This window comes from Candidatus Krumholzibacteriota bacterium, assembly GCA_016932415.1.
Lineage (GTDB): Bacteria > Krumholzibacteriota > Krumholzibacteriia > Krumholzibacteriales > Krumholzibacteriaceae > Krumholzibacterium.
Map to the genome: position 1 here is coordinate 68,352 of JAFGCX010000034.1, position 20,838 is coordinate 89,189.

Here is a 20,838-nt window from a genome sequence, read left to right on the forward strand (position 1 = left end):
GGCCGTGGTGAATATTGAGATCGAATATGATATCGACAAGGAAGAGATAAGCGAATTCATCGGATCATGCCGGGGTGCGACCTATTTTCATTCCCCTTCCTGGATGAATATCCTGGTCCGCGCTTTTCCGCGTTTCAGGGGAGGATGGATAACGGCACGTGACGGGAAGTCGCTACGCGGCGTCATGCCTTTTATAAGGATAGACAGGGGAGCGGTATTCTCGATATGGTCGATGCCGTTCGGCACCTACGGAACGCCTCTTTGCGAGCGGGAGAGCGTCAGGCTGGCTCTCGTCGACAGGTTTTCACAGATAGCCGGATCGTCACGCTGCGCGGAGGCTGTGGCATCTCTTTTCGAGATCGACGGCGGCGACGGGAGTATGATCGGAAAGGCCGTGGTGGACAGGAACGAATGCAGCCTGATAATGCTCGATGGTGATTTCACCGAGTACAGGTCGAAGAGGCTCAGCAGGAAAAAAAGGCAGATATGCAACGGATGCGAGAAGGATGGAGTAGAGATCAGGCTGATTGAAAAAGACGAAGACCTGTCGATTTTCTATGACATATATTTTTCGGGGTCGACGGGGTGGGGAGGCGTCCACCCCTATCCCAGGGAGTTTTTCAGGGAGCTTTTTAAAAGAAGGGATGAAGGGATCCTTTTCTGGGGAGCGTTCGTCGAAGGACGGATGCTTGGAGGACATATCGATATTTATTATAAATCGATGGCGCAGGCATGGCAGGCCGGGATCTCGGACGAGTCCCATTCGGCCGGGATCGCCTGCTACCTCGTGTACAGGGCAGTAGAAGAGGCTTATAAAAGGGAAGTAAAGGTCTTCAATCTCGGAAGCAGCTGCGGGGACAGCGGGATGCTGTTCTTTAAAAGATCGATGGGAGGGATCGAACACATTTATCCCGAACTGAGAATTCGAAAGAAATGGTGGAAATGGCTCACGAGGAAATGAGGAAAGGGAGATCGAAGATCGCTGGGAATTCCATCTCCCTGGCCGTGTCCGGAGCCGGTGGGATGTTGTTCACCCTCGTTCAACTCAGCATTCTCAGCAGGACGCTTGAGGGAGATCTTTTCGGCGCATTCGTCGTTCTTAAAGGCTTTTCCCTTTTTCTCGCCACAATCATCCTTATCGGTCTTCCCCAGGTGATAATCAGATTCTTTCCCTCGTACCAGAACCGGGGAGAGAACGGCAAAGCGCTGAGACTTTTCGTAGTATCATCGATCGTCGTTCTTGTCCTTGGTTCCTCGATCTATTTATCCATAGGACGATTGAAGGCTCTCCTGCCGGACGCGCAGAGCGTTTTCTCGACCGACGAGATACTCTACTGGATGGTGATCTCCTCCATTACCGTGGCATTGAAATTGATACTGTACGGAGGATTCAACGGATTGCGGGAGATGCGCACGCAGATGTACTTCGAGATATCTTATCTCGCCGTGCTTACCGCTCTGATCGTGTTTTTCCAGGATTCCCTTTCCCTCACCGCGCTTTTCAGGATGATATCGTTGCTGAATGGAATTGTCTACGTGGCAGGAGCGCCGGTCCTGTTAAATATGATCGGCAGGATGAATGCTTCCACCGGGACAGGGGATGCCGCGCGAGTCGTCCAGCCGGTTTTTTTATCTTATATGGGTTATTCGCTCGTACTCAGTTTTGTGGCGTTGGCCTTTACTGATTTCGACAGGTTTGTGATGTCATCCGTCCTGCCGTTGTCGGCGATTTCGATATTTCACGTCGCGTCGAGGATTAACAGCCTGATAAAAAGATTTCTCGGATTTCCCGTTATCGCGCTTCAGCCCGAAGTCACCAGGATCTACGAAGAGGGAAGATGGGAACAGCTCCCGGAGAAGATCACATTGTTCACGAAGACTACGGTGATAGCCGCTTTCTTTTTTTCCGTCCTTGCCGCCTTGGCCGGTAATGATGTCATCCTTCTTCTGAGCGGGAAAAAATACGAAGCAGCGTACCCGGTCATGCTCGTGCTGCTCGCCGGCGTGCCTATTGCCGCATTCATAGCCCCTGTCCTGACGACGATGAGGGGGCTCAATCATATCAAGTGGGCGGCTCTCTGCGATTTCCTGTGGATGGCGGTATATTTCGGTTCGTTCTTCATATTCGTTACGATCTGGGGCGTGACGGGGATGGCTATCGCGCAGGTTCTGGCATCAATCGTGCAAATGGCCGCGGCGGTCGCGCTTTCGAAGAAAGAGGGGTTCTACGGAGGACTGGGAAAAAATACGGTCAAGGCGATCATCTTTATTCTGCTTCTGGCCATCCCGCTGATAATGGTGACTCGATACCTTGGAATATACGCTGTCATATCAGCCATGGTATTTTCCCCTCTTATCCTTAGGATCCTGCTGGTGAAGCTGAGAATATTCGAATCGGCCGAGATAGCCGTCTTAAAGGGAATGATACCTCAGAGAGCAGGCCAGAGATTCATGGTATGGTTGATCGATCCGGAGGCCTGATTGAATCGAAAAAAGATATTGATGATGATAAATTTTTTCCCGCCATCGGCGGGAGGAGGAGTGTACCGTCCATTATCATTTGTACGGTATCTTTCCGGATCAGGATGGGACGTGACGGTGATCACCCCGAGACCCGGGGAATTCTGGATAAATGATCCCGGACTGGAAAGCAAAGTACCGCCGGAAGTCCGTGTTATAAGGACGAAGTCTTTCTCCGGTCAGAGGATCCTCGCAAACCTTGGAAAAGGAAAGCAGAGTGGCTCATCGAGATCTTCATCACGCTTCGGCCTGATGAGAAAAGCCGGTGAGTTCGTGCTGATTCCCGACACCTATGTCGGATGGGTCCCTTTTGCGGCCGGCGCGGCCGCGAAGCTATGCCGGTCTGAAAGATTCGATATGATATATTCGACAAGCCCGCCGGACAGCACCCATCTCGCAGCGGGAAGGACCTCGAGAAGGTTTCATCTTCCATGGGTAGCGGATTTTCGTGATCCATGGATCTCTCTCTATCTCAGAGATCCCGCGACGCCTATCCACGCGGCGATCCATAAAAATCTGGAAAAGCGGGTTTCAGCCGCGAAGCTCGTTCTCGTGACGACTACATGGCAGAAAGAGAAGCTTCTCTCTCTTTTTCCTTCATGCCGGGTCGAGAAGATCCCGAACGGTTATGAGGAAGAGGATTTTCCCGAAGGTTTGGCGATCCCGGACGGCGACGGAAAGTTGAAGATCGTGCACGCCGGGATGCTTACCCTTGGAAGAAGTTCGCGGCCTTTTCTCGAAGGATTGAGGCTTTTTCTCGACCGAAGACCCGGTGCCGGAGAATCTGTAGAAGTGACCTTTATCGGACCAAGGGAGTCGGCCAATGAGGAATGGGTCGGAAGGCTCGGCCTCGGTGGCAACGTCAGGTTCCGTGATAATATCGCTCACAGCGAATGCGTAAATATCGAGAGGGCAAGTGATCTGCTTCTGCTGATAAAACATGACGATCCGAGATATACAGGTCTGGTTCCCGGAAAACTTTTTGAATATATAGGAGCTAGGCGTCCCATTCTCGCCATCGCTCCCGATGGAGAGGCAGCTTCGATAGTCAGGGATCTGAATCGGGGAGAGGTTGTTCCGGCAGGTGACAGGGAGGCTGTCGCGGCAGTTATCGATAAGTTCTTTATCCTGCATAAAGAGGGCAGGCTGGGCAGTTCATATTCCCTCGGCGTGGTCAGGGAATATTCACGCCGTGTTCTCGCTGGAAAGCTCGAACTGTTGTTAAGGAGTATCGCGGGAAACGACCATAGTCTCGGAGAGGCGTGAACGGATATCAGAAGGCCTGCGGGGCGCGTCTTTCAGGAGTAGCGTGATATGACCATCGATGGAGAATGATCGAATGGAAAGAGCGATGAAGAGAAGCGATTATCTGGTCGTCACGGCATCTGTCGCGTTGATGATAATACTTGCCCTGCCACTCAGGGGTTCGATCACCGACGATACGTATATACATATGCAGTACGCGCGTAATCTGGTCGAAGCGGGTGAACTCTCATTCAACAGGGGGGAGCCGACCTATGGCGCTACCAGTCCACTCTGGGTCCTCCTTCTCGCCACGGTGTACCGGCTCGGTGGCGAGATGGCTCTGTGGAGCAGGATACTTTCGCTTTTTTTCGGCGTAGCTTCGATATATATGGTCTACAGGTTTATGATCGCGATCGGGATGGGGAGTTATCCTTCCGCGATAGCCTCGGCGATCTTCGCTTCGGAAGCATGGGTGATACGATGGAGTATGGTCGGAATGGAATCATCGATGGCAGTTTTCATCGTGATAGCCGCAGTAATGGCAGCTCTGGGAGCTACACGTTCGTTGAGGAGGTCGATGCTGTTTGGAGCCCTTCTCTTCCTTGCCTATCTTGCCAGACCTGAAACACTTTTGCTACTGCCCCTTTCCCTGATCTCATTCAGCCTCTTTCGCGGCGGCGCCGGAGGGGCTCGTCGATATGGGTGGCTGCTGATATTTATTCCCGCGATCGTCATCTGGTTCCTTGTGATAAGGGATCATACAGGCACGTGGTTCCCTCTGACTGCCGGTGCCAAGCAGGGAACGTTCGATTTTTCTCCTGTTCTGCTGACCAGGATGCTCGTCCCGGTAAAAATCCTTTCAATGAGCGTCGGGATCGCGATAATCGTCCTTCTTCTTTTTCTGACCGCCGGTATATTTTTCAACAGGGATCTTCTCCGCGTCGAGGATGAGACGAGGCGCCCCGGTCTGTTTCTCGCGCTGATATGGATATTCGCCCTGCCTGCCGCTTATGTACTGATAGATTTTCAGATAATATCGAGGTATCTCATCCCGGTCTCTCCCTTCATAATCATTTTCGCGACAGGGTCGATCGTGATCTTCTCCGGCCGGCATATCAGAAGAAGGACGAATCTGTTACTGACCGTCTTCGCCGCGGCCGTCATCGCGCAGAACATACTTTTTCTCAATCTCTTCGTAGTGGGACCGACCAGGGATTTTTCGCGGGGGCTCGAGGATGTCCTCGTGAAGATCGGCATATACCTTTCTGAAAACTCCGATCCCGGAGATGTGATAGCAGCTCCCGATATAGGGGCAGTAGGATATTTTTCAGGAAGAAAGATCCTGGATCTCGGAGGTCTGGTCACTCCGGAGATAAATAAAATGCGTTCAAAGGTAGACTACGAGACGCTTATAGAAAGGGGAGACTATCTTCCCCTTGGAGCGGATTACTTTCTCGACCGCAGCAGAGTGCCGGTGAGGTTCAGCGGTCGTGTCATCCGCGGCGTACTTTTTACTCCAGTGATGAGCGGCACGGTCGCCAACCTTGGGATAAGGCAACCGGGGGAAGTGACTTATGTCCTGTATCGACTTGACAGACCCTCGGGTGACGGCGGGTCGGAACTGCCCGGTGTGCCGGAAGAAAAGAGTCTTGATGCGCGGAAGATCTGATCTGCCCGATACTGTCGCGGCAGGACCTGAATTCCAGATGGAGGAAAGATGCTGAAGCTTCCGGAACCGGTGATCCCTGGCGATATCCCCGCGGAAAAGGTCCCGAGCCTTCTCAGTAACTGGTTTCTTGGTTCGAAAGCCAGAAGGTATCTGAGCAGAAGGCGATTCGTGACGGTAACGGGATTACTTCCGGAAGTTTCGCGGGGAAGGGCTCTCGATATAGGCTGCGGCTGGGGATATAACCTCTTTCTGCTGAGATCGAGAGGTTTCGCGACCTGGGGTATAGATATAGTCCAGAACGATTTCTTCGCCGCCAGGAGGATAGCCGACGCGAACGGTTATTCGAATAATCTCCTTGGAGCCGATATGAGCGCGCTGCCGTTTGACGGCTGTTCTTTTGACGCGGTCACTGCTGTCGAGACTTTTGAACATGTATTCCATCCCGATCGGCCCGATGCTGTCCGGGAAGTGGCCAGAGTCCTCAGGAGAGGCGGAAGGTTCGTTCTCTCGACTCCGAATTACTATTCCCTCGTCGAAGCGGGGAAACGATTGATAGTGCGTCTGCCCCTTATGAAAAAAATCTTCCCCCCGATGTGCTACCCGGTCTCTGATATCGAGAGAAGCGATTATCATCCATACAGCTATCACCGGCCGTCGCGATATTCAGAGATAAGAGCCCTCCTCGAGGAGGAAGGCTTTGAGATCACCGAGGTAAAGAAAATAATATTCGTCTGGAAATCTGTCCCTGATCTGTTTTTTGCTCCCTGCGCCGCTCTTGAGGCGGTTCTCGAGAGGTTGCCGTTCCTTAAGGATCTCGCAAGCACTCTTGTAGTATCGGCAGTAAAAAAACAGTAAGGTCCAGGACCGGGCCTTCGCGGTAGATCACCGCCCACGTCAAAGCAATTCCCGGATTCTCTCTCCCCCACATGGAACGCCGCGTCGATTCCCGGCCGGCATCCCTGATCGCTTGAAAGGAAGATCATTTTTTCTCTTTTTACTGGGAGAAAGTGGGAAATCAGTGTTTTTTTCGCGGTTTTATTGAAAAATAATTCAATTATTACGTATCTTATTATATAACAACACAATAAAAATCAACAAAAAACAGACACAATCGGTATTTTCCCTTGACATGGTGGGAAAAAATGGGATAAAGTGGGGCGCAATGGTAGAAAAACAGGTTGATATTGTATCAACTCAGAGTTATTGACAGATCAATTAATGAATCAATAGTCACTGGTTTGGAAGTTTGATGATGCAGAATTTTCTGGGAAATTTCGATTGTACCCTTGATTCGAAAGGGCGACTTATGATCCCGGCCCGTTTCAGGCACCAGATCCCCGAAGCTTCCGGTGGTGAATATGTCATCAGCATGGGAAAAGACAGATGCCTGAATCTTTATCCTCTGAAAGAGTGGGACGAAGTCGTAGTCAAAAAACTGCATGAACTCCCATCGGGTCCGGAAAAAAGGCAGTATATCCGTTTTTACAGCCGGAAATCACGGACGGTCAACCTCGACAAATCCGGACGGATAGCTATACCTGCGAATTTTCTTGAAGCGATAGGGAATCCGGGGAAAGTCGTCGTTGTCGGAGTCCTCAACTATCTGGAGATCTGGACTCCAGAGGATCATGCCAAGATGAGCAAAGATGGAGACGAGGCGTTTCTTGAGGGCGATTGGGAATACTAGTGCGGGAGAGGGCAATGAGAGTATACCGTACCGAATGCGAGGGAGTCTCGATACTGAGGTTGTCCGGAGAGGTGAGAAGCGAGGAGGCACGGATGCTCCTAGATTTCATCGAAGAAACGACATCCTCCAGGCAGGAAGGGTATATTCTCGATTTTCAGGGCGTCGAGCATGTCAACTATCACGTATTCGAACTTTTCGAAGAATGGTTTTCCGTTCACCCGGACGTCCTGATAAGCGGTTTGAGCGATTATATCCTTGATATCCTGGCCTTCGTCCGAAAAGGGGACACCATACCTGTTTTTTCCGACTGGAGAACAGCTTTTCGTTGCCTGAAGGCAGGGAGCAGAAGACTCTCTCCTTCCGGCGCGCGCGAGCTCGTCGCCAGTTGCTGAATTGGAGAACCGCGCAAGTGCATCATATTCCGGTCATGCTCGAACAGGTTGTAAGTCTTCTGATCACGGATCCGGATGGAAGATACGTTGATTGTACGCTGGGTCTTGGTGGACATTCGCTCAGAATACTCGATACTGCCGGCAGCCGGATGGAGATAACAGGAATAGACAGGGATCTGGACGCGATCGAGGAAGCGAAAAGACGTCTGATGAAGTTTGGAAGAAGAATGAATTATATCCATGGCAATTTCGCCGATATCGACCTGCTTCTGGCGGGTGGAAAATACGAAGGATTCCTATTTGATCTCGGGCTTTCCTCATTTCAGATATCTGACAGAAAGAGGGGGTTCAGCTATCTCGACGACCGTCCTCTCGACATGTGCATGGGAAGCGGGGGAGGTTCTGTCATAAAGCTTCTCGCCACGGCATCCGAGGGCGAGTTACATAGAATAATCAGGGATTATGGAGAGGAAAGAAAAGGAAGAGGCATAGCCAGGACGATCGTCAGGATCAGGGGGGAAAAAGAGATCAAAACCACAGGCCAGCTCCGGTCGATCGTTGAGATGGCCGTGCCTTCCGGACATCTTATCAATTCTCTTTCGAGGGTTTTCCAGGCTTTCAGGATATGGGCCAACAAAGAACTGGAGAATCTTGAAGCGGTCCTTCCCAAAGCCGTCGAAATGCTGATGCCTGGCGGGCGGATCGTGGTCATGAGTTACCACTCACTTGAAGACCGAATCGTAAAAAATTTTTTTAGAAGTGAAGAGAAAGGGTGTATATGCCCTTCTGATTTTCCGGTCTGTAATTGTGGGAAAAAACCCGAGTTGAAAGTGCTCACCCGGCGCCCGATGATTCCCGGCGATGATGAGATCGCCGCTAACAGCAGGGCAAGGAGCGCCAGACTCAGGGCTGCAGAGAGGTTGTAACGATGAAAAGTAAGAAAAATTATGTCGACCATGTTTCCATCGTGCTGAGAAGGACTTTTGAAGGCAAATTGAGTCCGATGAATTTCCTCCTGATCCTCGGCTTCTTCTCAAGCCTCGTCATGCTTTACATATCGCTTCACGTGCATTTTTATTCCCTGTCGGAAAAGATTAGCGAGGGTGAAGAAAGAGTGGAGATGCTGCGAGAGGAAAAAATCTATCTTACCGCTGAACAGGACAGGCTGACTTCCCACGAAAGAATCATACCTATCGTTCAGGATCTTGGTTTCAGGGCCGGTTACTCGAGCGAGATAAACCGCGTGGCATTGTATGAGGATCATAGAAAGTTCAGCAATGAAGCCCCCTTCTGGGCGCAGGCGCAGGCGGCGGGAATCGGTCTTTCAAGTCCGTTGTTCAAGCCGGAGCGTTGATGGCAAAGAAATTTCCAGAATGGCGGTTGCGCCTCGTGTCGGTCCTGGCGGCCGTGATCGTCTGTGTCCTCTTTTACCGGATAATCCAGGTTCAGATAATTCGTCACAAGTCATACAAGGAGATAGCTCTCAACCAGTGGCACCTGAAAGTAAAGTGGCAGGCTCGCAGGGGTACTATTTTTGACAGAAGGGGTTATCCTCTCGCTGTTTCGTACAAATCGTACGATATAGGGATCACTCCGGCGGATTTTCCCGAATCAGAAGAAGCTGTGAAGTATCTCGCGGACGTTCTTGGCAGGGACAGAAAATCGATCAGACGTATCCTGAAACAGAAAGAGAGGTATATTCCTCTTGCCAAGGGAGTGAACCTGACCGGGGAAGCCGAAGCGAGGCTTTCTTCACTTTCAGGGATAAAGATCGATTCATTTCCGGAGAGGCTTAATCCTCTAAGTTCTATCGCTCCTGGATTCATCGGTACAATAGACAGGAATGGCAAGGGCATGGGAGGGATCGAAAGCGCTTTCCAGGATGATCTCGGCGGAGTCGACGGATGGCTGCTCATAAACCGGGATGCCAGGGACCATACTTTCAAACCGGTCAATGCTCCGGGGATGGCGCCGATCGATGGAAAGGACATCTACCTTACTATCGATTCGAGGATCCAGTCTATCGTCGATTTCGAACTTCAGCAGGGCGTGGATAAATACGGGGCTGCCGGGGGAGTAGCCCTGATAGTCGATCCTTCCAACGGTGATATAATCGCGATCTCTGAAAAAAAGGGGGAACGCGATAAGACCGGATCAGATGAATACAATGTGGGCAAACTGTTTTCGACGAGCTGTATCTATGAACCTGGATCGACATTCAAACTGATCACCGGAGCCTTTCTCCTCGAATCGAAGATGGTAGAACCGTACGATGTTTTTTACGGAGAAAAGGGAACGGCGGATTTTGAATTCGGAAAATTCAAGGACGATCATCCCGGAGACTGGATGACCTACAAGGAATCGTTCGTTCATTCAAGCAACATATGCACGATAAAAGCTGTCAAGGACGCCGAGATCCAGAAATTCTACAGTTTTCTGCTGAGGATCGGATTCGGAAGCAGGACAAGCATAGATCTTCCCGCTGAATCAAAGGGCAGACTGCAGGACCCTTCGTTATGGTCGGGACGTTCGCTGGCAAGTATCGCGATAGGTCAGGAGATCGGCGTGACTCCGATCCAGATGGCAATGGCATACTGCGCGCTGGCCAACGGGGGGACGCTTCTTGTTCCGAGAGTCGCGTTGATGAAGAGAGACGTTCTTGACGATGAGGTAGAACAAATTCCCGTCATAGAGGTCCGCAGGGTGCTCTCACCGGGAACTGTCGAGACCCTTGTCGATTTCTGCAAGGATGTGATCAGGGAGGGGACGGGGTCAAAAGCAGCCGTAGACGGGATCGATATCGCGGGAAAGACAGGAACCGCACAGAAATCAGACCAGTACGGATATGTCGACGGGAAGTATGTCGCTTCATTCATTGGATTTGCTCCCGCGGAAGACCCGCGCATGGTATGTCTCGTGATGCTCGATGAACCGGAGTACCTCTATCACTATGGCGGTTCATCATCGGCGGTGATCTTCAAAAAGATCATAGAGGGAGTAAATCTCTCCACTGATCTTTTTGTCGATGGAAAATACAGTGATTTCGCGATCGGGTACAAAAAAGGAAAAAGGAACAAAGCACCGAATTTTCTCAGATTGAATGTTTCTGAGGCGGAAGAGCTCGCTTCGAAAAGTAAAGTCGGAATCGTCTATTCCCATGACGCGGGAGAAGTTTTTTCCCAGATACCGGGTCCCGGAACTCTGTTATCCGATGATGAACAGGTCATCCTTTCATTTTACCCGGTCAATAGAGATGAACTGGCCAAAGTAAACGTACCTGATCTGACAGGTCTTTCCATCAGGAAAGCCAGGAGGATGCTTCTCGAATGCGGTCTGAAAAGCATAATCAGGGGAACTGGCACGGTCAGGTCACAATCGCCGGGCGCGGGAAAGTCGATCAACGCAGGAAGCGTCATAAAACTTGATTGCAGACCTGTCAATACCGGTCTGAAAGGGCTGGCTATGAATATTAAGAATAAAATAAAAGCGGGAGAAATCGATTGAAGCTGTCGGAACTTGCAAAAGATCTGGAGATCAGGGAAAAACGTCATTTCGCTGACGTGGATATAACAGCTATTTCTTCTGACTCAAGAAAGGTCGAGGAAGGGTCGCTCTTTGTCGCGATTAAGGGATACACGGTAGACGGGCATGATTTTACGCGCGCGGCTGTCGAATCCGGCGCCTCGGCGATAGTGTCAGAGCGCCCGGTCGAGCATCCCGTACCTGTGATCGTAGTCAGTGACTCGGCGAAGGCGGGAGCCCATATGGCCAGGCGATTCTACGGGGATCCCGCTTCGGGGATATTCCTTGCCGGGATCACCGGGACAAACGGCAAGACATCGACAGCATTTTTTCTGAGATCGATACTTGAGACAGGTATGGGAGCTTCAGGGATCATCGGAACGATAGGATTCGGGTCCTCCAATGATATTCTGCCTACCGCAAATACTACTCCCGATTCGCTCGAGCTTTTTTCCATACTTGCCGGTTTCGTAGCCGGGGGATGCAGTTCAGCCGTCATGGAGGTCAGCTCGCACGCCGCTGTCCAGGGCAGGATAAGCGAGATCGAGTTCGACGCGGGGATTTTTACCAATATCACGCGGGATCATCTTGATTTTCACGGTACCCTGGAAAAATACATGGCAGCCAAGGAGACACTGGCTGAAAGTCTTGTTTCGCCGGGGAGGAAGAAACCTCCAGGATTGCTCGTCTATAATACCGATGACAGGTATGTAAACGAAATCGGTGAAAGATTCCAGGGCAGAAAGATCTCTTTCGGTTTTTCCAGAGGAGCGGGAGTTCGCGCCGAATCCTTGCTCGCCGATATCAGCGGTACAAGGTTCTCACTCGTCACGGACAGGGAGCGTATCGGCATCAAGCTTAACCTCCATGGCAGGTTTTCCGCGTATAACGCTCTCGGAGCTGCTGCCGCCGCGCTGGAAGCGGGGATATCCGTGGAACAGATAAAAGAAGGGCTTGAAAAGATATTAAAAGTGCCTGGCCGGTTCCAGGTCATCAGGCGTGAGGGCCTGCCGACCGTGGTGATCGATTATGCCCATACACCCGATGCTCTTGAAAATCTCCTGGGATTCTGCAGAGAACTCGGTAATGAAAAAGTCATAACAGTCTTCGGCTGCGGAGGGGATCGCGACAGGGGGAAACGCCCGATGATGGGCGCCGTCGCCGCCAGGTTGAGCGACAGGGTCTTTATAACGAGTGATAATCCAAGGTCGGAAGACCCGGAGAAGATAATAAACGATATCCTTGAGGGGATCAAGGATCGATCTGCCGCTATAGAGGTAGAGATAGACCGCGCGATTGCTATTAAGAAAGCGATCGGAGGTTCGTCGGCGGGCGATCTTGTCGTGATAGCGGGTAAGGGCCATGAAGATTACCAGGTCCTCGGTACGGGAAAAATAGATTTCAGCGATTCTGGAGAAGCGGAAAAAGCGTTGAGTGAGATGGAGGATGGATATCAAAACTGATCTCGAATGGATAAGCAGTTCGCTGGGCAAAACGGGTCCTCAGGATGGACTCTTTTCCCGGATCATCGTCGAGGGCGTCGCGATCGATTCAAGAAAGGAATGCGATGGCAAGCTCTTTGTCGCGATAACCGGCGAGAAGACCGATGGACATCTCTACGTCAGCGAGGCGGTATCGAAGGGAGCTCGCGCGTTGCTGGTCGAAAGCGGAAGGGAAGAGAGGATAAGGAATGAGAATCCCGGTATTCCGGTCCTTGATTTTCCCGATACTATTGCCGCTTTGGCGACGCTGGCGCGTAAATGGTGTGAAAAAACCGAGCCTGGTGTACTCGGTATCACAGGTAGTGCCGGAAAGACCGGAATGAAGGAACTTGCCGCTTCAGCCCTCTCCGCCGGGTATGCAGTTCACGCGACCGAGGGGAATCTTAACAACCATATCGGAGTTCCTCTTACGATTCTGGCAATGCCTGAAGATGCCCGGCTGCTGGTCGTCGAAATGGGAGCGAGCAGAAAAGGTGACATAAAGCATCTTACTTCGATCGTCCGGCCACGGGTCGGCATCATAACCAATATAGGATATGGACATCTTGAGCATTTCGGTTCGCTCAAGGGTGTCGCCTCGGCGAAAGCCGAACTGATCCAGGCTCTTGACAGCGACGGGACAGCTGTATTGCCAGCCGATGATGAATTCCTGGAGTTTCTCCGGAAAAAGACAGACGCGGCAGTACTGACTTTCGGCTTTAACGAGGGAGCTGACTATCGCGTGGAAGATATTGAAAAGAAGGAAACGCCGGGATACCGGTTCACAATCGCCGGCTCGGCGATGGAGACATACATGTACGGGAAGCATCATCTCGTCAATGCTGCCGCGGTCGTTGCGGCGGCCTCGGTATTCGGGGTCTCTCCTTCAAGTGTCGCCGGGGCCATTTCCCATCAGGAGGGGGTCGCCGGAAGAGGGACTGTCTTCGATATAGGCGGGATCATTTTTGTCGACGACTCCTATAATTCAAATCCGACATCACTGAGAATAGCGATAGAGGCTTTCATGGAGATGCCGGTCAGTGGAAAAAGATGGTTCGTACTCGGGGATATGCTTGAACTGGGAGAATCGAGCCGGGACCTTCATATAGAGATGGGTGAGTTGTGCGGAAAGGCAGGAGTGGACGGATTGCTCACTCTCGGTAATTTTACCGTCGAATTGAGCAGAGCGGCGGCCATCCAGAGGAAAGCCCCTGAAAATATCAGCCACTTCATAGATACCGGGAAACTGGCGACATATCTCGATTCATTTCTCAACGAAGGCGACTGCGTCCTTGTCAAGGGATCAAGGGGAATGCATATGGAGAAGGTAATCGAGGAGATGGAAAGAAGGAAAGAGACTGAAAAAAGGAGTGTTGGCTGATGTTGTACCATCTTCTCTATCCCTTGAAAGAATATTTTTTCGCGTTCAACGTTTTCCGATACATCACGTTCAGAGCCGCTTATGCCACAGTCACCGCTTTGCTGATCTGTTTCATAATCGGTCCGAAAATGATCCGTTGGCTGGAAAAATTCCAGATCGGACAGAGGATAAGGGACGAGGTGCCGGAGAGGCATATTCAAAAAGAAGGGACTCCGACGATGGGCGGAGTCCTGATGATAGCGGCGATCATAATCCCGACCCTTCTCTGGGCGAACCTTGCGAATCCATATATACAACTGGTCACGGTAGTCACTATCTGGACGGGACTGATAGGATTCGTCGATGACTATCTCAGCGTCGTGAAAAAGCGCGACAAGGGACTGGTCGGAAGGTACAAACTCCTCGGCCAGCTACTATTCGGAGCGGCTCTCGGGATCTATCTGCTTCTCAATCCACTTGTAAGTGAAGGGATCACCCGAACGGCGGTACCTTTTTTCAAGGATCTTTATATTGACTGGGGTTTCTTCTACATCCCACTCGTAATGATCGTCATCACGGGTACCTCCAACGCGGTGAACCTGACCGATGGTCTCGACGGGCTGGCGACGGGAGTGGCGGCTTTCTGTTTTCTCGCATTCGCCCTTCTTGCCTATTTAAGCGGTAATATGGTCTTTTCAGAATACCTCAATATAACTTACCAGGAAGGCGCGGGAGAACTGACGATCTATTGCATGTCAGTTGTCGGAGCAGCGCTCGGCTTTCTCTGGTTCAACACGCATCCGGCGCAGATATTCATGGGCGACACGGGGTCGCTCGCGTTGGGTGGAGCCCTCGGTACTGTCGCGGTATTGCTGAAAAGCGAACTTCTTCTGATCATTTTCGGTGGCGTATTTGTCGCTGAAGCCGTTTCCGTCATATGCCAGGTCGCTTCATTCCGCCTGACGGGAAAACGGATATTCAGGATGGCCCCCCTTCATCATCATTTTGAACTGAAAGGGTGGACAGAAGGGCAGGTAGTCGTCCGGTTCTGGATAATATCAGCGCTTCTTCTGCTTCTTGGTATGAGTACGTTGAAGCTTCGTTGATAGGAAGGAAACGATTCGGCGAGAGGCCTGTTCGCCAGAGAGGATAAATCGATCGAATGAATCGCGGAACAAGAAAAAAGGTACTTGTGCTAGGGTTGGCAAGAAGCGGGCAGGCCGCTTTGCGTCTGCTCGCCTGCGAAGGTCTTGAGGTCAGGGGTGCCGATGATGACAGGTCGGCGAATATTCCCGGAGACCTCGGAGAGATCGAGGTCTTTACCGGAGATCTCGGGCCGGAAATCCTCGACGGTGTGGGCGAGATAGTTATAAGTCCGGGAATAAACCTCGATCATCCAGTCATCAGGGAAGCTTCCGGGATGAATATCCCTTTCATCGGAGAACTCGAGCTTGCCTCAAGGTACGCCAGAGCGCCGGTAATCGCCGTGACAGGCACTAACGGAAAGTCCACCACCGTAGCGATGATTGGAGAGATCCTCCAGGATGATGGCCGCGATGTCATAGTCGCCGGAAATACGGGGACTCCGTTCAGTTCTGTGGCGACCAAGCTCGGTCCGGACGGTATTTATGTTATCGAAGCAAGCAGTTTTCAACTGGAGACTATCAGGGCATTTCATGCCGTCTCGGCAGGTATTCTTAATCTGACCCCCGATCATCTCGATAGATATGAGAGTCTTGAAGATTATTATGAAATAAAAAACCGGATTATCGAAAACAGCGGTCCGGAAGACCTGTTTTTTTATAACGCTGATGATCAGCGCTGTTCTTCAATAGCCGGCGATTTTAGAGGCAGGACAGCGCCTTTTTCAGCGAGCAAGGCATGCAGCGGAGGAGTATTCCTCGACGGGACGCATCTGATCCGCTCGATCCACGGAGAGATGGAAGAGATCGTGATCGAGAAGAAAGAGATCGGAGTCATAGGCAGGCACAACCTTGAGAACGCCATGGCGGCGGTAGCAGCACTACAGGGTCTCGGCGTCGCCAGGGAGTCGTGCGAAAAAGCCCTGCGGAATTTCAGGGGATTAAGGCACAGGATGGAAAAGATCGCCGAGATCGGCGGTGTCGCGTATTACAACGATTCAAAGGCAACAAATGTCGAAGCAGCTGTAAAATCGCTTTCGGGGCTTTCAGGTAAAGTCGTTTTGATAGCCGGTGGTTACGACAAGGGAAGCGATTATTCGATCTTCAGGGAGGTCCTCCCATCGATCAGATCGATCATTACGATAGGAAAGGCCGCTCCCCTGATAGAAGATGCGCTGAAGGGAATGATTGAGATTGAGCGGGCCGGATCAATGATGGATGCGGTAAGAAAAGGATCTGAAAAGGCTCTTGAAGGGGACATGGTGGTCCTTTCTCCCGCCTGCGCCAGTTTCGACATGTTCAGGGACTTTGAGGAACGTGGAGATGTGTTCAGGGATTGCGTCCTTAAGCTTGGGGGCCAGGAGGGTGACTAAAAAATCGAAATATGACCTGACTCTTTTCTGTGTGACGCTTCTTCTCGTCTCTCTGGGCCTTATTATGGTCTTTTCAGCCAGCAACGTTATCGGCAGGGAAAAATTCAAGTCGTCGTTTTTCTTTATGCAGAACCATATGATAAGGGTCGCTATAGGACTCTGCTGTTTTTTCATCTTCACCAGGATACCGGTGAGAATATACCGGAAGTCATCTGTCTGGATACTTGTCACCGGGATTATTCTTCTGGCGGCGTTGTTTGTTTTTGGCAGGAACGTCAGGGGCTGCAACCGGTGGCTGCCTCTTTTCTCCTTCATGCTCCAACCGGTAGAGGTCGCGAAATTCGCTCTCATCATATATATAGCTTCAACGATAACGGAAAGCCGGAAAAAGATCAAAAGGCTGAAAGACGGTTTTCTTCCGCTGATGGGAGTCGTTCTGTTGATCGCTCTCCTTGTGGGGTTACAGCCGAATCTCAGCAACTCGATCCTCATCATCATGCTTTCGTTCGTTCTGATCTTTATCGGCGGATGCAGGCTTGTCCATCTTCTCTCCTTTGGCGCCGGGCTGATAGCGGTAGCAGTGCCCGTTCTGTACAGTTTTGATCATGTCCGCGAGAGAGTCTCCGTTCTCTTCAACAGCGGAGTGGACGCTCAGGGAGCCGGATATCATATCAACCAGTCACTGATCGCCCTCGGATCGGGGTTCATTTTCGGGGCGGGTCCCGGTAATGGACATCAGAAATTCAATTATCTGCCAGATGCCCATACGGATTTCATCTATTCGATAATCGGCGAAGAACTGGGGATAGTCGGAACAGCCACGGTCCTTATCCTGTTTTTCGTGATCTTCAGAAGAGCGGTAAGGATCGCGAAGCGGGCGAATAATGATTTCGGATATCTTTTGTCGATAGGGATCGGACTGATGATCTTCTCGACAGCGCTTATAAATATTTCCATGACGCTCGGATTGATCCCCGTGGCGGGGTTGCCACTTCCATTCGTGAGCTACGGAGGATCGTCTCTTGTCACTTCCCTGTCGGCGATGGGGATCCTGCTGAGTATCTCCTCTTCCGGAAGGGATCAACAGGGAGCGACAAAGAGGATCGCTTCCGCGGCCCGGTCAAGAATCTACGCGAGAAAGGTCGCCCAAGAGGAGACGCGATGAGAGTGGTATTCGCCGGCGGTGGAACAGGCGGACATGTCTATCCAGCACTTGCGGTCGCCGACAGGCTCGCCGAGTTGGATCCCCGGTTCGAAGCGCTCTTCATCGGGACAAGATCAGGCCTCGAATCGAAAATTGTACCTGAAAACGGATACAGGATCGAGTTTATCAGTTCACGAGGAGTGAGGGGGAAGGGAATAACGGGAAAGATAATAAATATGGCGAGTCTCGGGATGGGAGTATTCCAGTCTTCTCTGCTGCTGAGAAGATTCGATCCGGACCTGGTCTTCGGTTCAGGAGGATACGCAAGTGCCGCTGTCGTATTCGCGGCGTGGCTCCAGAGGCGCAGGATAGTGCTCCAGGAGCAGAATTCCGTTCCCGGCATGGCCAATCGTTTTCTTTCTCCTTGCGCGGACAGGATATATCTCGGGTTTGAGAAGGCCGCGTCATATCTGAAAAAGAAAAGAGGAGTAGTATTCACCGGTAACCCGATCCGAAAAAGTATCAACGAGAGTGCTGGCGATCCGGCATCTGTCTTCGGATTGAACGGCGATCTGCCTGTCCTGCTGGTATTCGGGGGTAGCCAGGGAGCCAGCACTCTTAACAAAGCGGCTGTTGAATACCTGCTGGCAAATGAGGGTATCCAAGGGATCATTCAGACGGGGAAACGGGATTTTGATGAAGTAAAAGAGAGACTCGAGCCCGCGGGGAACAGGGTTCATGTCTCTGAATATATATCAAGGATATCAGACGCGTACGGGGCCGCCGATATAGCGCTGGCAAGATCGGGCGCGCTGAGTGTATCGGAACTTATAGCAGTGAGGCTTCCCGCCGTCCTCGTACCATACCCGTGGTCGGTGGACGATCACCAATTATATAACGCCAGCGCTGTCGTCGAGAAAGGCGGCGCGGTCATGATCCCTGATTCTGAACTTGACGGGAAGAGCCTCGATGTGGCGATATCCGGGATCCTTCAGACCGGGGGCAGGATCGAAAAGATGAAAGAGGTCCTTGGAGGGATATCCAGGATCGATTCGACCGGATTTATCGCGGGCGATATTATTGAAATGATAGGGCTGCCGGGACGCCATTCGGAAGGCGAAAACCGGGAAGAAGGTAAATAGGATGGCCGGGAAGAAAAAAATAATGCTCGGGTCAGCGAGACATATTCATTTTGTGGGAATCGGTGGAATCGGTATGAGCGGGATCGCCGAAGTCCTTCTTAATCTTGATTTCATCGTCAGCGGCTCCGATCTCCAGCTGTCCCAGGTGACCGATCATCTTGAATCGGTCGGAGCGACGATCTATGAAGGACACTCAGGCGAGAATATAAAGGATGCCGACATCGTAGTAGTGTCTTCGGCAGTGCCATCGGGCAATCCGGAGATCGTAGCGGCGAAAGAGAACCAGATACCTCTGATACCCCGTTCCGATATGCTTGGTGAACTGATGAAGATCAGGACGGGGATAGCTATTGCCGGTGCCCATGGCAAGACCACGACGACGTCCCTCGCCGCGGTCGTTCTTCAGGAAGCGGGTCTCGATCCGACTGTAGTGGTGGGCGGAAAGTTGAAAAGCCTTAATACTAACGCCAAACTCGGAACAGGGGATTTCCTTGTCGCCGAAGTCGATGAAAGTGACGGGAATTTTGTCCGGCTCTCACCGGCGATAGCTCTCATTACCAATATTGACGCTGAACATCTCGATTTCTATGGAAGCCTCGACAGAATATGCGATGCATTCGTAAGTTTTGCCAGGCAGGTGCCTTTCATAGGCACGGTGATCTGTTGTATAGATGATCCCCAGATCAGGGGGATCCTTCCACGGATCGACAGGACGATCATTACGTACGGGTTCGGAAGCGATGCCGACATCAGGGGTGAGATACTGGATTATCAATCTGATGGAACGAGATTCAGGGTCTTTACGGGAGATGTCGAGACGGGAGAGATATTCATAAAGTTGCCTGGGAGTCACAATGTTCTCAATGCCCTCGGGGTCGTCGCGCTCGCCCATGTCCTCGATATAGATTTCAGGCACATGAAAAAGGCTCTTTCCGGATTCAAGGGTGTAGGAAGGCGTTTTGAAACGAAAGGGACGGCGGCCGGAGTACTCGTGATCGATGATTACGGTCACCATCCGACTGAAGTGAAAGCGGCAGTAGAAACAGCGCGCAGAAGTTTTGACAGGAGAGTGGTAGTAGTTTTTCAACCTCATAGATTCACAAGGACAAGGGATCTTCATAATCGTTTTGAAGGTGTGTTTCAGGCGGCGGACGAGGTTTTTGTCACATCTGTATATCCCGCGGGAGAACATCCCATACCGGGAGTGGAAGGGGAACTTGTCTACAGGAGCGCGCTTAAGGGCGGCGTAAAAAAGATCACCTATTACCCTGAATGGGATGACCTCAGGAAAGCGGTATTCGAATCGATGGGGGAAGGAGATCTTCTCCTCACTCTTGGCGCGGGGGATATTTTCAGACTAGGCGAGGAATTTTTAAGAGAAAAGGAAGAGAATTGATGGTCAAAGGTAAAAAGTCGCGGTTGATGAAAAGAAAGAAGACTTCGCGTGTCAGCATCAGGACCATGGTTGTGGCGGGGATTTCGGTCGTTGCTGCCGGCTCCATCGCTTATCTCGTCTTTTTCACTTCGATCTTCGAGATCAGGGAGATCAGGCTGCATGGTGGAAGGTATCTTCCGATAGATTCCCTCAGGATCGCCGCTGATGGTTATCTCGGGAAAAATATTTTTACCTTCGGCGGCGATGAATTTAAAAAGTCAATGACCTCTTTTCAGGAGATCAGCACGGTGAGTTTCAGACGCAGACTGTTTCATACCGTTGATTGCTACCTTCACGAACGGACTCCGGTAGCGCTCATAGCGATCGATGAGATGGCCGGTGTCGACGCGTTTGGAACAGTCATTCCACAGAGAGCCGGTTCGGTATCATGGGATGTCGATCTACCGGTCATCACGGGGATAGAACCGGGCGAGATCTTCGAGGAAAGTGGAAAGATCAAGATAGCAAGCGCTCTCGAGATACTTGGATTGCTGAAGGATTTCGGGTTTTCGCCGGCCGAGGAGCTCTCCGAGATCCATCTCGACAGCTATGACGTTGTTCTCGTATGGATGGGAGGGGGGACGGAGATACAGATAGGTAAAAAGCGTTTTCATGAAAGGATCAGGAATTTCAGGGCGGTATATGATGCTTTGGGAGAAGCGGGGACTTTTCCCAAATCGATAGATCTGAGATTTGAACGGCAGGTAGTCATTCGTTGACAGGCAG

Annotated in this window: 18 protein-coding genes; all 18 read left to right on the forward strand. The window is 51.3% G+C overall.

Going from position 1 to position 20,838, the window contains the following annotated elements; all coding sequences use genetic code 11:
• The first annotated feature begins 7 nt into the window (after positions 1–7).
• Positions 8–961, forward strand: coding sequence for a GNAT family N-acetyltransferase (locus JW814_11475; GenBank protein MBN2072064.1), 954 nt, complete (start codon positions 8–10; stop codon positions 959–961).
• Entirely contained in the window at positions 943–2,481 is a 1,539-nt protein-coding gene (locus tag JW814_11480) for a lipopolysaccharide biosynthesis protein (protein ID MBN2072065.1), read from the forward strand. Before JW814_11475 ends, JW814_11480 begins: the two co-directional genes overlap by 19 nt.
• On the forward strand, positions 2,482–3,786 hold the full coding sequence (locus JW814_11485) for a glycosyltransferase family 4 protein (GenBank protein ID MBN2072066.1): 1,305 nt from the start codon (positions 2,482–2,484) through the stop codon (positions 3,784–3,786).
• A gap of 73 nt (positions 3,787–3,859) precedes the next feature.
• The gene (locus JW814_11490) at positions 3,860–5,434 is read left to right on the forward strand and encodes a hypothetical protein (protein ID MBN2072067.1); all 1,575 of its coding nucleotides are present in this window, start codon (positions 3,860–3,862) and stop codon (positions 5,432–5,434) included.
• A gap of 48 nt (positions 5,435–5,482) precedes the next feature.
• Entirely contained in the window at positions 5,483–6,289 is an 807-nt protein-coding gene (locus JW814_11495) for a class I SAM-dependent methyltransferase (protein MBN2072068.1), read from the forward strand.
• Positions 6,290–6,683: 394 nt separating this feature from the next.
• Positions 6,684–7,121 carry a cell division/cell wall cluster transcriptional repressor MraZ gene (locus JW814_11500; GenBank protein MBN2072069.1) on the forward strand — a complete coding sequence of 146 codons (438 nt, stop codon included), beginning with the start codon at positions 6,684–6,686 and terminating at the stop codon, positions 7,119–7,121.
• 14 nt (positions 7,122–7,135) lie between these two features.
• The gene (locus JW814_11505) at positions 7,136–7,513 is read left to right on the forward strand and encodes a hypothetical protein (GenBank protein MBN2072070.1); all 378 of its coding nucleotides are present in this window, start codon (positions 7,136–7,138) and stop codon (positions 7,511–7,513) included.
• 17 nt (positions 7,514–7,530) lie between these two features.
• Positions 7,531–8,439: a 16S rRNA (cytosine(1402)-N(4))-methyltransferase RsmH gene (gene rsmH, locus JW814_11510; GenBank protein ID MBN2072071.1), complete on the forward strand. Its 909-nt coding sequence runs from the start codon at positions 7,531–7,533 to the stop codon at positions 8,437–8,439.
• A 2-nt stretch (positions 8,440–8,441) separates the two neighbouring features.
• Positions 8,442–8,867, forward strand: coding sequence for a hypothetical protein (locus JW814_11515; protein ID MBN2072072.1), 426 nt, complete (start codon positions 8,442–8,444; stop codon positions 8,865–8,867).
• Positions 8,867–11,017, forward strand: coding sequence for a PASTA domain-containing protein (locus JW814_11520; protein MBN2072073.1), 2,151 nt, complete (start codon positions 8,867–8,869; stop codon positions 11,015–11,017). The genes JW814_11515 and JW814_11520 overlap by 1 nt, the downstream gene beginning before the upstream one ends.
• Positions 11,014–12,498 carry a UDP-N-acetylmuramoyl-L-alanyl-D-glutamate--2,6-diaminopimelate ligase gene (locus JW814_11525; protein MBN2072074.1) on the forward strand — a complete coding sequence of 495 codons (1,485 nt, stop codon included), beginning with the start codon at positions 11,014–11,016 and terminating at the stop codon, positions 12,496–12,498. The genes JW814_11520 and JW814_11525 overlap by 4 nt, the downstream gene beginning before the upstream one ends.
• Positions 12,482–13,897, forward strand: a complete 1,416-nt coding sequence (gene murF / locus JW814_11530; GenBank protein MBN2072075.1) for a UDP-N-acetylmuramoyl-tripeptide--D-alanyl-D-alanine ligase — start codon at positions 12,482–12,484, stop codon at positions 13,895–13,897. Before JW814_11525 ends, murF begins: the two co-directional genes overlap by 17 nt.
• On the forward strand, positions 13,897–14,982 hold the full coding sequence (locus tag JW814_11535) for a phospho-N-acetylmuramoyl-pentapeptide-transferase (protein ID MBN2072076.1): 1,086 nt from the start codon (positions 13,897–13,899) through the stop codon (positions 14,980–14,982). Before murF ends, JW814_11535 begins: the two co-directional genes overlap by 1 nt.
• Before the next feature lie 56 nt (positions 14,983–15,038).
• Positions 15,039–16,391: a UDP-N-acetylmuramoyl-L-alanine--D-glutamate ligase gene (gene murD / locus JW814_11540; GenBank protein MBN2072077.1), complete on the forward strand. Its 1,353-nt coding sequence runs from the start codon at positions 15,039–15,041 to the stop codon at positions 16,389–16,391.
• A complete protein-coding gene (ftsW, locus tag JW814_11545) occupies positions 16,384–17,556 on the forward strand; it encodes a putative lipid II flippase FtsW (GenBank protein MBN2072078.1) in 1,173 nt (390 codons plus the stop codon). The genes murD and ftsW overlap by 8 nt, the downstream gene beginning before the upstream one ends.
• Positions 17,553–18,677 (forward strand): undecaprenyldiphospho-muramoylpentapeptide beta-N-acetylglucosaminyltransferase, encoded by a 1,125-nt coding sequence (gene murG / locus JW814_11550; GenBank protein MBN2072079.1) that lies wholly within the window; start codon positions 17,553–17,555, stop codon positions 18,675–18,677. Before ftsW ends, murG begins: the two co-directional genes overlap by 4 nt.
• Before the next feature lie 22 nt (positions 18,678–18,699).
• Complete coding sequence (locus tag JW814_11555) at positions 18,700–20,073, forward strand: UDP-N-acetylmuramate--L-alanine ligase (protein MBN2072080.1); 1,374 nt, start codon at positions 18,700–18,702, stop codon at positions 20,071–20,073.
• Positions 20,073–20,831, forward strand: coding sequence for a cell division protein FtsQ/DivIB (locus JW814_11560; protein ID MBN2072081.1), 759 nt, complete (start codon positions 20,073–20,075; stop codon positions 20,829–20,831). Before JW814_11555 ends, JW814_11560 begins: the two co-directional genes overlap by 1 nt.
• Positions 20,832–20,838 lie beyond the last annotated feature (7 nt).